General features: G+C 59.7%; 11 protein-coding genes and 1 tRNA gene. 7 read left to right on the top strand and 5 right to left on the bottom strand.

What is annotated here, in order from left to right; all coding sequences use genetic code 11:
* Positions 1 to 7: 7 nt before the first annotated feature.
* A complete protein-coding gene (gene iolC / locus FHX05_RS12785; protein WP_183872055.1) occupies positions 8 to 1,942 on the bottom strand; it encodes a 5-dehydro-2-deoxygluconokinase in 1,935 nt (644 codons plus the stop codon).
* A 179-nt stretch (positions 1,943 to 2,121) separates the two neighbouring features.
* The gene (locus FHX05_RS12790) at positions 2,122 to 2,994 is read right to left on the bottom strand and encodes a MurR/RpiR family transcriptional regulator (protein ID WP_183872057.1); all 873 of its coding nucleotides are present in this window, start codon (positions 2,992 to 2,994) and stop codon (positions 2,122 to 2,124) included.
* Between the two features lie 232 nt (positions 2,995 to 3,226).
* Between FHX05_RS12790 and FHX05_RS12795 the strand changes: the two genes are divergently transcribed.
* From FHX05_RS12795 to FHX05_RS12805, 3 genes are all read left to right on the top strand, one after another.
* Positions 3,227 to 4,345: a Gfo/Idh/MocA family oxidoreductase gene (locus FHX05_RS12795; RefSeq protein ID WP_183872059.1), complete on the top strand. Its 1,119-nt coding sequence runs from the start codon at positions 3,227 to 3,229 to the stop codon at positions 4,343 to 4,345.
* 140 nt (positions 4,346 to 4,485) lie between these two features.
* Positions 4,486 to 5,703, top strand: coding sequence for an FAD-dependent oxidoreductase (locus FHX05_RS12800; protein WP_183872061.1), 1,218 nt, complete (start codon positions 4,486 to 4,488; stop codon positions 5,701 to 5,703).
* A 129-nt stretch (positions 5,704 to 5,832) separates the two neighbouring features.
* Positions 5,833 to 5,922, top strand: a tRNA-Ser gene (locus FHX05_RS12805).
* Positions 5,923 to 5,996: 74 nt separating this feature from the next.
* Here FHX05_RS12805 and FHX05_RS12810 read toward each other — a convergent pair.
* Positions 5,997 to 6,911, bottom strand: coding sequence for a LysR family transcriptional regulator (locus FHX05_RS12810; protein ID WP_183872063.1), 915 nt, complete (start codon positions 6,909 to 6,911; stop codon positions 5,997 to 5,999).
* 119 nt (positions 6,912 to 7,030) lie between these two features.
* Between FHX05_RS12810 and FHX05_RS12815 the strand changes: the two genes are divergently transcribed.
* The 4 genes from FHX05_RS12815 to FHX05_RS12830 all read left to right on the top strand — a co-directional run bounded on the left by FHX05_RS12815 (position 7,031) and on the right by FHX05_RS12830 (position 11,194).
* A complete protein-coding gene (locus FHX05_RS12815; protein ID WP_183872065.1) occupies positions 7,031 to 7,759 on the top strand; it encodes an SDR family oxidoreductase in 729 nt (242 codons plus the stop codon).
* 32 nt (positions 7,760 to 7,791) lie between these two features.
* Positions 7,792 to 8,076 (top strand): Atu4866 domain-containing protein, encoded by a 285-nt coding sequence (locus FHX05_RS12820; protein ID WP_246698942.1) that lies wholly within the window; start codon positions 7,792 to 7,794, stop codon positions 8,074 to 8,076.
* 540 nt (positions 8,077 to 8,616) lie between these two features.
* Positions 8,617 to 9,666, top strand: a complete 1,050-nt coding sequence (locus FHX05_RS12825) for a porin (protein WP_183872069.1) — start codon at positions 8,617 to 8,619, stop codon at positions 9,664 to 9,666.
* Between the two features lie 460 nt (positions 9,667 to 10,126).
* Complete coding sequence (locus FHX05_RS12830) at positions 10,127 to 11,194, top strand: porin (RefSeq protein WP_112337965.1); 1,068 nt, start codon at positions 10,127 to 10,129, stop codon at positions 11,192 to 11,194.
* A gap of 121 nt (positions 11,195 to 11,315) precedes the next feature.
* Here FHX05_RS12830 and FHX05_RS12835 read toward each other — a convergent pair whose 3' ends face one another.
* Complete coding sequence (locus FHX05_RS12835; protein WP_183872071.1) at positions 11,316 to 12,209, bottom strand: alpha/beta fold hydrolase; 894 nt, start codon at positions 12,207 to 12,209, stop codon at positions 11,316 to 11,318.
* Positions 12,210 to 12,285: 76 nt separating this feature from the next.
* Complete coding sequence (locus FHX05_RS12840; protein ID WP_183872073.1) at positions 12,286 to 14,337, bottom strand: lytic transglycosylase domain-containing protein; 2,052 nt, start codon at positions 14,335 to 14,337, stop codon at positions 12,286 to 12,288.
* Between the last annotated feature and the right edge of the window lie 38 nt (positions 14,338 to 14,375).

Genomic DNA, 14,375 nt, shown 5'->3' on the forward strand with positions numbered 1-14,375 from the left:
TTGTTTCTTACAGGCCGCGGGTTTTAAGCCACGCTTGCGTCAATTGCCGGAAGCGGCCGGCCATATCGGCAATCGCTTCCTCGTCGTTCATGCCGCCCGACAGCCACGCGCGGGCCGCATCGGAGAAGATGGTCCGCCCGACGGCGAAACCCTTGACCGAAGGGGCCGCCAGCGTCGCCTCGAAACTGCGGATCAGTTCCTCCGCCGGTGCCTCTAGGCCAAGCAGCACGATACCGCGGCACCATGGATCATTTTTGGCGATTACGGCATCGATTTTTTTCCAGGCAGCCGTCGATTCCTGCGGTTCCAGCTTCCACCAATCCGGCTTGATGCCGAGCGCGTAGAGCTCTTCCATCGCCGTTGGGATCGTATCGTCGGTCAGCGGTCCGTTCTTGCTGGCAATGATTTCGACCAGAAGCTCGCGGCCAACCTTGCGCGCGGCTTCGAACAGCGTCCGCAGCTTCTCCTGCTGCTCCGCCTTCAGCTCCTTCGGATCGTCTGGATGGTAGAAGCACAGGCATTTGATGCAGTGATTGAGCGGCCATTCAACGAGCTGCGAGCCGATATCCTGGCTGAACTCGAATTTCAGCGGCTTCGATCCCGGCAGCTCGACGGGGCGGCCGATCCAGGAGAAATTCTTGGTTGCCGCATCGAAGAAGGCGTCGCGCCCGAAGCGTTCATCGATCAGCATGCCATAGCCCTGGCGGCCGTCGGCCACACGCGCCGCAGCCTCGACCGCGAGCCGCTTGAAGGCGACGATCTTGTCGTAACCGACGCTTAGCTCATCGCAGACGCTGACGAGCTGCGAACGATGGTCGATCGCAAGCGCCATCAGCAGCGGGATTTCGTCGCCGCGACGGGTCGTTGCCCAATGAATGTGATTGATCGCCTCGTCCTTGCGCAGCGCCCTGTGCTTGCTGCCCGTCTTCAGGAAGAAGTCGAGTTCCGTCCAGGTCGGATATTCCGGTGAGCAGAGCAGGCGGGAGACGGCGAAGGCGCCGCAGGCATTCGCCCAGGTGGCGCAGGTCTTCAGCGGCTCGCCACGCAGATAGCCGCGCAAGAAACCGGACATGAAGGCATCGCCCGCGCCGAGAACATTGAATACCTCGATCGGAAAACCCTGGCCGACGATGCCGGCTTCGAGATCGTCGGAGATCGGGCCGTCATAGACAATGCAGCCCATTGCACCGCGCTTGAGCACGATGGTCGCTGGAGAGAGGCGGCGGATTTCCTTGAGCGCGCCGAGCACGTTGTCGACGCCCGAGCCGATCATGATCTCTTCTTCCGTGCCGACGATCAGGTCGCAATCCGGCAGCGTCTCCTTCATCTTCGAGGAAACGCGATCTGATTTCACATAGCGCTCGAAACCCTCGGCATGACCGGCAAGACCCCATAGATTTGGCCGGTAGTCGATGTCGAAGATCACCTTGCGGCCGTTCGCCTTGGCAATGCGGATCGCCTTGCGCTGCGCCGCTTCGGTATTGGGCTTGGAGAAATGCGTGCCGGATACCAGCACTGCGCCCGAGGACTTGATGAAGCCTTCGTCGATATCGTCTTCATTCAGCGCCATGTCGGCGCAGTCTGAACGATAGAAGATCATCGGCGAGACGCCTTCTGCCTCGACCGCCAGCAGCACCAGCGCCGTCAGCCGCTCCTTGTCCGTCGCGATCCCATCGACCGCCACGCCCTCGCGCGCCGCCTGTTCGCGGATGAAGCGGCCCATCTGCTCGTCGCCGACGCGGGTGATCAGACCCGATTTCAAGCCGAGTCGTGCGGTGCCGATGGCGATATTGGCCGGGCAGCCGCCAACCGACTTGGCAAAAGAGGCTATGTCTTCCAGGCGCGAGCCGATCTGCTGGCCGTAAAGGTCGACGGAGGAGCGGCCGATAGTGATCACATCGAGTTTTGTCTCCGGCTGTGTGCCAGGATTGTCGTGTGCCATGATGTCCTCCCGTCGGGGCATGACCTCTTCTGCTTTTCAGCATGCGCCGAGATCATGCGTTATTGAAAGTGCCGGTGCTCGTTTCGTCCCGGCTGCTATGGATCTGGCGGCCATCTCCCGCGGCCGTGATCTTGGTTGTAGTGAAACATTGGTTCCGAGATTTTGTCAATTCGGAATGTTTATTCCATTTTCGTTTTATCGGCTTTTGTCGCAGCTTTTCGCCGGCGCTCGGCAATGGCAACCGGAAAGGCCATGATCAGCGCCATCGACGCCGACAGCGAGCGGAAACCGGCAAAATCGGCTTCCGCCACTTCAAACCAGTAATCCGCGCAGGCGGTAAGCGGCGAGAAGGCCGAATCGGTAATGGCGATGACGGGCACGTTGCGCGCAGCAAGATCCTGCGTCTGCGCCAAGCTGTCGGCGGCATAGGGCGAAAAGCTCGCGGCGATCGCAGCGTCCTTCTCCGTGGCGAAGCGGGTGATCTCGCCGTCGATGCCGTTCGGCGAGGCGACGATCTGGTGACGTATGTTGAGCTTGGAAAAGGCATAGGTCATATGTGCCGTCAGCGGATAGGAGCGGCGCTTGGCGATCAGATAGATTGTCTCGGCCGCTGCAAGCACGTCGATGGCTTTGGCGAAGGTGTCGGTCTCGATGGTTGCGGCGAGCTTGTTGACGGATTGGCTCGCCGCAGAGAGGAAGCCCGAGAGAATACTGGCCTCTTCGTTCTCTACGCCGGAGCGTTCGAGCGTTACCAACCGCTCCTCATAACTCAGCGTCCGGTCGCGCAGCCGTTCGCGAAAGATGCTCTGAAGATCGGAAAAGCCCTCATAGCCGAGGTGATGGGCAAGGCGCACCAGCGTGGAGGGTTGAACTTCGGCGGCAGTGGCGATGCTCGCCGTCGTGCCGAAGGCGATCTCATCGGGATTGCCGAGCGCGAAGGCGGCAACCTGCGCGAGGCGCTTTGGCATGGCGCTCTTGCGCTCGATGATGATGCTGCGCAGGCTTTCGAAGTCGCGCGGCACCCTGGTTTGCGTCTCGACATTGTTGTCCATGCGCCGTCCTTCAGCTCCCCACATGCCCGCAATGAAACAGATATTCCATATTCGCAACGATACCGGATTTTGAATCGTTCGGCACGAATAATTTTAAGCTAATGAATTTACATATATAAATACGGTTTTCGTCATTTCGGATTGAAGTCGATACCATGAGTGCGCTTGTCAAAACGGTCTAAATATTCCAAAAATCGTCCACTTCGGGAGAATATGTGAGGAGGAAAGGCAAATGAAGCCATTGGGCGTTGGATTGATCGGCACCGGTTATATGGGCAAATGCCATGCGCTAGCCTGGAATGCGGTCAAAACAGTATTCGGTGATGTCGCGCGGCCGCGCCTGGTGCATCTCGCCGAGGCCAATGCCGATCTGGCAAAGACGCGTGGTGACGAATTCGGCTTCGAAAAGGCAACGGCCGACTGGCGCGTTCTCATCGCCGATCCCGATGTCGACGTCGTCTCGGTCACGACCCCCAACCAGTTCCACCCGGAAATGGCGATCGCAGCCCTTGAAGCTGGCAAGCACGTTTGGTGCGAAAAGCCGATGGCGCCGTCCTATGGCGATGCCGAGCGCATGCTGGCCGCAGCCAAGGCCTCCGGCAAGGTCGCCATCCTCGGTTATAATTATATCCAGAACCCGGTGATGCGTCACATCAAGGCGCTGATCGCAGAAGGGGCGATCGGCGCGGTCAATCACGTCCGTGTCGAGATGGACGAGGATTTCATGGCCGATCCGAACGGTCTCTTCTATTGGAAGAGCGAACTTGCTTCCGGTTACGGCGCTTTGGATGATTTCGCCGTGCATCCGCTTTCGCTTCTCTGGTTCCTGTTCGGCCACGTGGAAGCTGTGATCACCGATATGGTGAAGCCCTATGCCGAACGTCCCCTAAAGGACGGCGGCACCCGCGCCGTCGAAAACCACGATCTCGCCAATGTGCTGATGCGGTTTGGCGGCGGCATTTCCGCCGTGCTCATGGCCAACCGTTCTGCCTGGGGCCGCAAGGGCCGGATCGCCCTGCAGATCTTCGGCTCCAAGGGCTCGATCTCCTATGACCAGGAGCGCATGAACGAATTCGAGCTTTATCAGGCCGAGGGCAGGGACAGCGAGCAGGGCTTCCGCAAGGTGCTGGCCGCACCGGCGCACAAACCCTATGACCGCTTTATCCCGGCGCCCGGTCATGGTCTCGGCTTCAACGATCTGAAGATCATCGAGTGCCGAGAGCTGATCCGCTCCATAGCGGGCGAGGCTGCGTCAGTCGTGGCTTTCAAAGACGGCCTGCGCATCGAAAAATCGGTACACGCCATGGCCCAATCCTTCCACGAACGCCGCTGGGTCGAAATATCAAGCTGAGCGTTTGGCCTAATTTTCTCCCGATCCGGGGCGCAGGGTCAGCCGTGATTGACGCTTGCGGATGCAGGCGTTACCCCTGAAGTCCATAGGCAGCCTTCCGCGCAACGCGGAAGGAGCGCCAATAACATGGAGTACGGATCGTGACGGGCAGATTGGTCATTGTCGGGGCCGGGCAGGCGGGTTTTGCGCTTGCAGCCAAATTGCGCGGGTTGGGTGATTCGCGGCCGATCACCATCGTCGGTGCCGAGGAAAACCTTCCCTACCAGCGCCCACCTTTGACCAAGAAGTACCTGCTGGGCGAGATGGCTTTCGATCGCCTGCTGTTCCGGCCCGAACATTGGTACACCGACAATAATGTTGAGATTCGTGTGTCCACCTGGGTCGAACAGATCGATCGTGCCGCAAAGCAGATCGTCATGCAGGACGGCTCCAGGCTGGATTACGAGACCCTAGCGCTTGCGACGGGCTCGACGCCCCGCCGCCTGCCGCCCTCCGTCGGCGGCGCGCTCGAAGGCGTCTATCTCGCCCGTGACAAGCGAGACGCCGATCTTCTTGCTGGCGAAATGCGCCCAGGCCGCCGGGTGCTCATCATCGGCGGCGGCTATATCGGGCTTGAGGCTGCTGCTGTCGCACGTCATCGCGGCCTTGAGGTCACGCTCATCGAGATGGGCGACCGGATCTTGCAGCGCGTGGCGGCCAAGGAAACGGCCGATATTTTCAGAGCCATTCATCAAAAGCACGATGTCGTCATTCGCGAGAAGACCGGCCTGAAGCAGCTCATCGGGCGTAACGATCACGTCACCGCCGCCGAATTGTCCGACGGGTCTACCATCGACGTCGATTTCGTCGTCGTCGGCATCGGCGTCGCCCCGAATGACAGGCTCGCCAAGGAGGCCGGTCTCGAGGTCGGCAACGGCATCGTCGTCGATTCGTTCGCCCGCACCTCCGATCCCGCCATCTTCGCCGTGGGCGATTGCGTGGAGTTGCCCTGGGAGGGCGGCCGCATCCGGCTCGAATCGGTGCAGAACGCCGTCGATCAGGCTGAGGCCGTGGCGGGAATCATAGCCGGCGGCGAAAAAGCCTATGATCCAAAGCCGTGGTTCTGGTCGGATCAATATGACGTCAAGCTGCAGATCGCTGGCTTCAACCTGGGTTACGACGAGACCCTTCTGCGTCCGGGCCTCCGCGAGGGCGCAGCTTCCGTCTGGTATTTCAAGCAGGGCCGCTTCATCGCCGTCGACGCGATAAACGACGCGAAGGCCTATGTGACCGGCAAGAAGCTGCTGGAAACCGGCGCCAATCCATCCAGGGAGATCCTTGCCGACCCGGCCGCGGATTTGAAGCAGCTGCTGGCTTGATGTGAATTTTCGAGCCCGCCGGAGCATGGTTCGGCCGACAATCGCCTGTTGCTGAATCATGGAAAGAACGTACACAAGCGCGAAAAAGCGCTTGCGTCGATAAATGAATGGCCCTATCAGGGCCGCACCGGAGAGGTGGCCGAGTGGTCGAAGGCGCTCCCCTGCTAAGGGAGTATACCAGAAATGGTATCGTGGGTTCGAATCCCATCTTCTCCGCCATTTTCCCGATTATCCTACCCTGCATGCGACGGCCCGCGATCTTGGCGCTGCGCCAAGCCGATCAAGGCCAGCTATTATCGGGAATTTCGGCCTGCAAAGCCTTCGTAGCGCTTCAGATATGCTATGAGCGCGCGCAGCTTGGGAGCCATGTTCCGTCGGTTGGGATAGTAGAGGTAGAAGCCCGGAAAATAGGGGCAATATTCCTCCAGGATCGGCACCAGTTCGTTTCTGCCGATGAAGGTGCGGAAGCTTTCTTCCATCCCGAATGTGATTCCCGCTCCGGCGATAGCCAGCCTGATCATCACGGCCATGTCATTCGTCGTCACCTCCGGCGCGACCTCCACCCGGAATTCCTTGCTTTCCTCCGCAAACTCCCAGCGGTAGGGGACAGCCGTCGGTGAGGATCGCCAGCCTATGCATCGATGCATCGAGAGTTCTTTCGGATGCCGGGGGATGCCGAATCGGTCGCGATAGGCCGGGGAACAGACGGCCAGTTGCCGCTCGTCACCGGCGACCGGTACGGCAATCATGTCCTGCTCGATGACTTCACCAAGCCGGACGCCCGCGTCATAGCCTTCCGATACGATGTCGAATTCCTCGTCCGTGACGGTGATGTCGAGCTGAATTTCGGGATTGGCCTCCGCAAAGCCTGCGAGAAAGTCGCCGGCGAGAAAACGCTCCGCGATCGACGAGACGGCAAGCCGTAATTGACCGCGAGGTTGGGTGCGCAAAGTCTCCGTCTTTTCCATAGCGGTGCGTATGTCCGAGACTGCCGGCTCTACGTCCGCATAAAGCCGTTCGCCAGCCTCGGTCAGGCTGACGCTGCGGGTTGTGCGCTGCAGCAGCGCGATGCCCATGCTCTCCTCCAATCGCCGGATCGTCTGGCTGACTGCCGAGCGAGTGACGCCGAGCCTATCGGCAGCGGCGCGAAAATTGCGCTCTTGAGCGACCAGGATGAAGACGGAGAGGGCATTGAGATCAGGCCACATTGGTAACTTTTACTTTCCAAGCTGTCACTGAATGGATGTCTTATCACGACAATGAAGCACTGTATCCTTCTCGTATCCGGTTCTGGAAGAGAACCGTTCACATAAGAAGGAGTGATTGAATGCCCATCGACAAAGTGATCCTCATTACCGGTGCCTCCAGTGGTATCGGCGCGGGCATCGCCCGCGAACTCGCTTCTGCCGGCGCAAGGGTCATGCTGGGCGCCAGGCGCATCGACAGATTGGAAGCATTGGCGGCCGAGATACGAGAAAAGGGCGGCACGGTCATGACCCGCCGGCTCGATGTCACCGACAGGGCTGACGTAGCTGCCTTTGCAGAGGCGGCACGCCTTGCCTGGGGCGGCGTCGATGTGATCGTCAATAATGCCGGCATCATGCCGCTTTCCCTAATGGCCTCGATGAAGGTCGAGGAATGGGACAGAATGGTCGACGTTAACATCAAGGGCGTGCTTCATGGCATTGCGGCGGTCCTGCCGGAAATGACGGCGCGTGGTTCCGGCCACATCATCAATATCGCCTCGATCGGGGCGTTGGCCGTCTCTCCGACCGCCGCCGTCTATTGCGCGACCAAGTATGCCGTTCGGGCGATCTCCGATGGGCTGCGGCAGGAATGCCGCGACATCCGGGTCACCTGCATCCATCCGGGCGTCGTCGAGAGTGAGCTGGCCGATACGATCACCGATCCGGTGGCAGCCGAAGCGATGAAATCCTATCGAGCCGTTGCGCTGACTCCCGATGCCATCGGTCGGGCGGTGCGCTTCGCCGTCGAGCAGCCCGATGATGTCGATGTCAATGAAATCGTCGTTCGCCCGACGCGGGCGGCGCATTGATCCGCTCCCTTGCTCTCATCCTGGCAGGCATCCTGTTCGCTTCGCCGGCACTTTCCGAGGATCGAATCCAAATGAAGAAACCGACTCGCGCTTACGCCGGCATGTGGGTGACCGCAGACGGTCATATCCGCCATGAACTCCTGCCGAACGGCCGCTATATCGAGGCGCGGGGCAGCCGTGAGCGTGCCTATCAGGGGCGCTACGTGTTGACTGGGGATCATATCGACTACTGGGACGACACCGGTTTCACCGCAGATGGTGACTTTATCAATGCCGTGCTCCATCACGCCGGGATGATCCTCTATCGAAGGAAATGATGGTTCGGAGCGGCGTTTGGTACTCAGCGGCCCTTCCTTTTCCAATGGCTGCCTGCACTTGTCCGAATCGCTCATCCTGGAATCACCCGCGTCCTTGCTTCGTTTTGGGACGCGGGTGGAAGTCACAAGTGGCTATTGGTCCGGCGACGAAGCGAGGCCAGTGCCGCAAAGAGCTTGCCGGACCGCGCAAAAATCCGCCGGTTAGCCATGGAATGGCCATTTCCCCGCCTTTTTCCAGCTGACTGAAGCTATTCCAGCCGTTGGCGTAAGTACCCGTAGATTAAGACGTTTCTTAACGAAGTCTAAATAAATGCGGCCACCGTGTCGCCGACTTGTGTCCTTTCAGCAACAGGAATTGCGGAAGGCTTACCCAAATCCCCCTTTCGGAGAAGATGTCGATTGCGTGACAGGCCGCGTCTTGTATTTTCACTCTCGGAAGCGAGGGCGATTGATCGTCCACTTCTTGAAACACGAGGATGGGGCAGGGAATGCCTTCGGGTAGTTCTCATTCTCGAGATAAAACTTTGACTGGAGGTCAATATGAACATCAAGAGCCTTCTTCTCGGCTCCGCTGCTGCGCTGGCAGCAGTTTCTGGCGCCCATGCGGCTGACGCGATCGTCGCTGCTGAGCCCGAGCCGCTGGAATACGTTCGCATCTGCGACGCATACGGTGCTGGTTACTTCTTCATCCCGGGCACCGAAACCTGCCTCAAGATCGGCGGTAAGGTTCGTACCGAAGGCAAGTGGTACGATGCTTACGACGCAGACAGCCACAATGGCACTCTCTGGCACACGCGTGCTGAGCTGCAGCTGCAGACGGCAACCGACACCGAATACGGCCCGCTGAAGACCAACACCGAAATGCGTTGGGACTGGAATGACGGCAACGCGACGTCGACCAACCTGCTGCATGCCAGCATCAGCCTCGGCGGCTTCACCGTTGGTAAGGAAGACTCGCAGTTCAACGTCTTCACCGGCTACGCCGGCGACGTCATCAACGACGACGTGGTCTATGACGGTCCGTACGAACTCAACCAGATCACCTACAACTACGATGCCGGCAACGGCTTCACGGCTGTGATCTCGGTTGAAGACTCGAACTCCGGTAAGGGCGCAACTGGCGCAAACGGCGAAGACAGCACCAACCACTACCTGCCTGACGTTGTTGCCGGTGTTGGCTACAAGGCTGGCGCATGGGCCTTCAAGGTCGTTGGCGGTTACGATTCGATCGTCGAAGAAGGCGCCATCAAGGCTCGCGTAGACGCTGACTTCGGCGTATTCTCGGCCTTCTTGATGGGCGGCTGGAACACCGACGGCGACAAGCTCAACAAGTACGCTGGTGCAGGCAGTGAAGGCATCGGCTGGGGCGACTGGGCTGTCTGGGGCGGCGTTGGCGTACCGGTCAACGAAAAGCTGAAGTGGAACCTGCAGCTCGCTTACACGGACTCCAAGGTCTTCGCCGCTACCACGAACGTCAAGTGGAACCCGGTCAAGAACCTGCTCATCGAGCCGGAAGTCTCCTACACCAACTGGGACTCCATCAACAAGGACCAGTGGGCTGGTATCCTTCGCTTCGAGCGCTCGTTCTAATCTGATTTGACTTCGGTCATATGAGATTTCTCACTTCGGTGAGGAAAAGCCCGGTCGAAAGGCCGGGCTTTTTGCGTTCTCGGCAGCGGCATTTCTTTCTGATCGTGAAGATAGACGCGACCATCTTGGTATGGCGCATTTTTCTCTGCGGATATTGCCTATCGCGCGAAAGTTCTTTTCATGCAATTTTAGAGTTCGCTCCGGGTGCTTCGGAAGTATGACAGATTTGCGACGTGATTTTTGTGCAACGCACTCTTTTGAAACAGCTGTCACAATTGTTCATAGTTTGTCTCTGATATTGCTCTGAAAAAAACGATCTGTAGGTTCCAAATCGGAAGCAAGACTTAGCGTCTTGGTTCTCCCAGATCAGGGGTCAACTTTTAAAGCTAGGTGGGGTAGGGCGCGTCGTTTTTTGCGATGTGATTTCTCATACCTAATTGATATTGAAACTGGAGTTACTATGAACATCAAGAGCCTTCTTCTCGGCTCCGCTGCTGCGCTGGCAGCAGTATCCGGTGCTCATGCGGCTGACGCGATCGTCGCTGCCGAGCCAGAGCCGCTGGAATACGTCCGCATCTGCGACGCTTACGGTGCAGGCTACTTCTTCATCCCGGGCACCGAAACCTGCCTCAAGGTCGGCGGCCGCGTCCGTACCGAAGGCGGCTGGTACAATGCCTACAAGGCTGGCCAGGACGCTGGCGGCCGCGGTACCTACTGGCATACCCGCGCTGAACTCTCTCTCGACACCGCGACCGATACCGAATACGGCCCGCTGAAGACCAATACCGTTGTTCGTTGGGACTGGAATGACGGCAACGCGACCACGACCAAGCTGCTTTGGGCTAACATCAGCCTCGGCGGCTTCCTCGTCGGTAAGGCTGATTCGGTCTACTCGACCTTCACCGGCTACGCCGGCGACGTCATCAACGACGACGTGATCGAATACGGCATCAACGGCACCGACGAACTGAACCAGATCACCTACAAGTACGACGCCGGCAACGGTTTCACGGCTGTGATCTCGGTTGAAGACAGCAATTCGGGCACTGGCGCGACCGGTGCAAACGGCGAAGACAGCACGAACCACTACCTGCCTGACGTTGTTGCCGGTGTTGGCTACAAGGCCGGCGCCTGGCAGTTCCGCGTTGTCGGTGGTTATGACTCCATCGTCGAAGAAGGCGCTGTCAAGGCTCGCGTCGATGCCGACTTTGGCGTTCTCACCGCTTTCGTTATGGGCGGCTGGAACACCGATGGCGACAAGCTCAACAAGTATGCCGGTGCTGGCGGTGCTGGCCTCGGCTGGGGTGACTGGGCCGTATGGGGCGGCGTTGGCGTTCCGATCAACGACAAGCTGAAGTGGAACCTGCAGCTTTCCTACGACGATCTGAAGACTTTCGCTGCAACGACGAACGTCAAGTTCAACCCCGTCAAGGACCTGCTGATCGAGCCGGAAGTGACCTACGTCAACTATGACGCCGTCAACAAGGACACCTGGGCTGGTATCCTGCGCTTCCAGCGCACCTTCTAATTCGGTCGCCGAATCGAATTTGACAGATCTTCCGATCAGACCTCCGATCGGAAGAGGGAAGGCCCGGTTTCCCACCGGGCCTTCTTGTTTCATGAGGACTGAACGATTTCGGGCTTCGTCCTCAAAGCTCCGAGATGAAAGCGCCGATCGCTTCCGGAATGTCGCCGAGGTGCAGGATAGGAGCGTGTCCTTGTCCGCCGGCGATTTTAACGACGATGCCCGGATGGCGCTTTGCCATTTCATCGGTCGTGGATTGCGTCAGCAGCTTCGAATTCTCGCCGCGAATCACCATCAGCGGAATGCCCTGAAATCCTTGGAACTGCGTCCATAGATCGGGAATCGGCGATTCCAAGTCGAGCGCCTGCATTTGCGCGGCAATAGCGGGATCGTAATCGGCGACGGGTTTATCGTCGGCTATCGCGTAGATTGCTCGCGCCATGTCCTGCCAGTCTTCTTCGCCAAGCGCGATAAAGGCATTGCCATGGTTCTCCCGCAGGATCTCGACCGCCTCGCTCCAACTGGCGGGCTTGCGGTCGCGATTTAGATAGTCGCGAATATCTGCGAGCCCCGTCTTCTCCAGCACAGGGCCAATATCGTTGAGAACGACCGCTTTCAGGATGTCCGGTCGGCTGGCCGCGAGGATATGCAGAACCAGCCCGCCGCGCGAGGTGCCGATGAAGATGGCTTGCGAGATATCGAGAGCGGCGCAAACTGTCAGGACGTCCTGCGCTTCGACGGCGAGATTGTAGTGGGACTTGTCGGGATCTCGTTCGGATAGGCCACGTCCGCGGGCGTCGAGTGTAATCACCCTGTGTGGGCGTAAGGAATCCTCCGATAGAAGCAGCGCCAACTGGTGAAAATCGCGCGAGTTGCGTGTTAGTCCCGGCAGGCAGAAGACAGGCGGCCGGTTGTGCGCCGTCGCTTCGCTGCAGGCATAATCCCGCACATAAAGCTTCAAACCGTCCTCGGCCGCGATCGTTCTGGCAAGGAAGCCGCTTTCATCGTCGCTGCGCATGTATCACTCCCTCAAGTTTCGGATATCGCGAGGGATGTAACGGCATTTCCGCAGCACGCACAACTGGGGTTACCGGCTAGCCGCGACCGCTTATCAGATCGTGTACGATGTCGGCTTTCTGCCCCAGTCGCGCCTTGTAGACCTGATAGTTTTCCATCACGCGCTGCACGTAGTTGCGGGTCTCCGGGAAGGGAATGCGCTCGATCCAGTCGATCACGTCGTCGAGCGACTTGCCGCGCGGATCGCCATAGCGGCTGATCCATTCCGGCACCTTGTTCGGCCCGGCATTGTAGGCGATGAAGGTCAGGATGTAAGATCCGCCGAAGGTGTCGATCTGCTCGCCGAGATAATGGGCGCCGAGCGTGGCGTTATAGCCGGCATCCTGCGTCAGCTTGTCGGCGGAATAGGTTATGCCGTGCCGCCCGGCAACGGCCTTTGCCGTCTTCGGCAGCAACTGCAGCAGGCCGCGGGCATTGGCAGAGGAAACGGCGGCCGGATTAAAGGCGCTTTCCTGCCGGGCGATGGCATAGGCGAGTGCCTTGCCCGAGCCCGAAATATTGGCGTTGTCCGGAATGACGCCGATCGGGAAGGCGAGGGCTGCGACGTCGATGCCGCGCCCATAGGCGATCTTGCCGATCTGCAGCGAAAGCTGGTGATTGCCGGAACGCTCGGCGCGGGCTGTCAGCATGGCGACTTCGCCGGGGCTATCCAGCTGTTTGGCGAGAGCGCGATAGAGTGAGTCGGCACGCCATCCGTGCCCGGCCGCCTCAAGCCTGGAAATCGCCTGCACCGCCTCGCGTGTCTGGAAGCGCTGGCGATCCGTAGCCGAGGGCGAGGGATAGGTGACATCAAGGGTCCGGCGGCCAAGCTTCTCAGCGGCAAGCTGGCCGTAGAAAGTGCTCGGATAGGAGGCGGCCTTCGCATAGAAATCGGCAGCCTTACCCGGTCCGCCCGCCTCTGCTGCCCGGCCGAGCCAATACCAGCCGCGCGATTGCGAGATCGGGCCGTTCGAGACCTGCAGGATCTTGCGGAAATGGGCTGACGCGTTTGCGCCGTCCTGCAAGCCGCGCAGAGCGTACCAGCCGGCATGGAATTCGGCCTCGCCGATATCCTGCGGGCTTTCCGCAACGCTGGCGTCGACGATGCGATAGGCAGCCTTGAATTCACCCTGATCCACCAGTCCGCGGCTGACGATGCGCTGCTCGGCCCACCATGCGCCGGGGCTGACAAGCACGCTGCGGTCTTTCGGCATCTGCGCCAGAAGACTGGCGGCATCGTCATATTTGTTCTGGCGGCGCAGGTGCTCGATCCGCATGAAGAGATAGGCAGGGTCCTTGCGCGATTGCGCATCGACGCCCGCAATCAGCGCATCGGCTTTCGGCGAGCGGTCATTGACGGCCGCCCACGCCTTGTAGAGCGATTGCGCCTTGCCGAGGTCGCCGAAGCGTTTGGCCTGTGCCGTCCGGTCGCGGTAAAGCAGATAATCCATGCGGGCCTTGTGATCGGCAGGCGAAAGCAGGCTGGCGAATTCCGCAAGGATCTTGTCCTCAAGAGGCTTGTCCAATGGCTCATCGCGCCAGATCTTGCGGATCAGCCTTCCGGCCTGCGCCGACGCGCCGCGCGCCATAAGAGCACGTGAGAGGACGATGCTGCCTTCTACGGTCTCCGGCTGCGAGTTGCCGAAGGCGGCCAGGACCTGATCCGTCGCCGGATTTTCCGTGTAAAGCGCCCGCTCGGAATTGGCGCGCAGGCTACCAAGCCCCGGCCAGCCGACAAGCTCACGCGCGGCGGCGGCAATCTCGCCGGAGGGAATACCGGGCTGGCCTGAAGTGGCGATTGCCCAGGTCAGGATATGGCGGTCGAGCGTGCCTTCCCCCATGCCATTGCGAATGGCGAGCGCCTGCATCGGATTCTTGTTGGAAAGCGCGTCTAGGCCTGCCTTCAGGTCGCCGCTGATGGGGGCGATAGCGCCGCTGCGCGGGATCGCGGCCGTGCTCATGGGATCCGGCGCCATGGCGACATAGGCGTTGGCGCTCGTCGGTATCTGCTGGCCGGGAAGTTGCGAGGCGACGGCGCCCCAGGCGACCGCCAAGCCCGCGGCGGTCCAGATCATGACAGGTCTCTTCATCCGGCTACTCACAAAACAAAAGGCCCCTTCCATTTGCC

This window comes from Rhizobium sp. BK491, from assembly GCF_014194925.1.
Taxonomy (GTDB): Bacteria; Pseudomonadota; Alphaproteobacteria; order Rhizobiales; family Rhizobiaceae; genus Rhizobium.

Bases quoted from the DNA above. Each gene is read 5' to 3' on its own strand.
- iolC (WP_183872055.1), bottom strand. From the start codon at position 1,942: ATGGCACACGACAATCCTGGCACACAGCCGGAGACAAAACTCGATGTG.
- FHX05_RS12790 (WP_183872057.1), bottom strand. From the start codon at position 2,994: ATGGACAACAATGTCGAGACGCAAACCAGGGTGCCGCGCGACTTCGAA.
- FHX05_RS12795 (WP_183872059.1), top strand. From the start codon at position 3,227: ATGAAGCCATTGGGCGTTGGATTGATCGGCACCGGTTATATGGGCAAA.
- FHX05_RS12810 (WP_183872063.1), bottom strand. From the start codon at position 6,911: ATGTGGCCTGATCTCAATGCCCTCTCCGTCTTCATCCTGGTCGCTCAA.
- FHX05_RS12815 (WP_183872065.1), top strand. From the start codon at position 7,031: ATGCCCATCGACAAAGTGATCCTCATTACCGGTGCCTCCAGTGGTATC.
- FHX05_RS12825 (WP_183872069.1), top strand. From the start codon at position 8,617: ATGAACATCAAGAGCCTTCTTCTCGGCTCCGCTGCTGCGCTGGCAGCA.
- FHX05_RS12830 (WP_112337965.1), top strand. From the start codon at position 10,127: ATGAACATCAAGAGCCTTCTTCTCGGCTCCGCTGCTGCGCTGGCAGCA.
- FHX05_RS12835 (WP_183872071.1), bottom strand. From the start codon at position 12,209: ATGCGCAGCGACGATGAAAGCGGCTTCCTTGCCAGAACGATCGCGGCC.
- FHX05_RS12840 (WP_183872073.1), bottom strand. From the start codon at position 14,337: ATGAAGAGACCTGTCATGATCTGGACCGCCGCGGGCTTGGCGGTCGCC.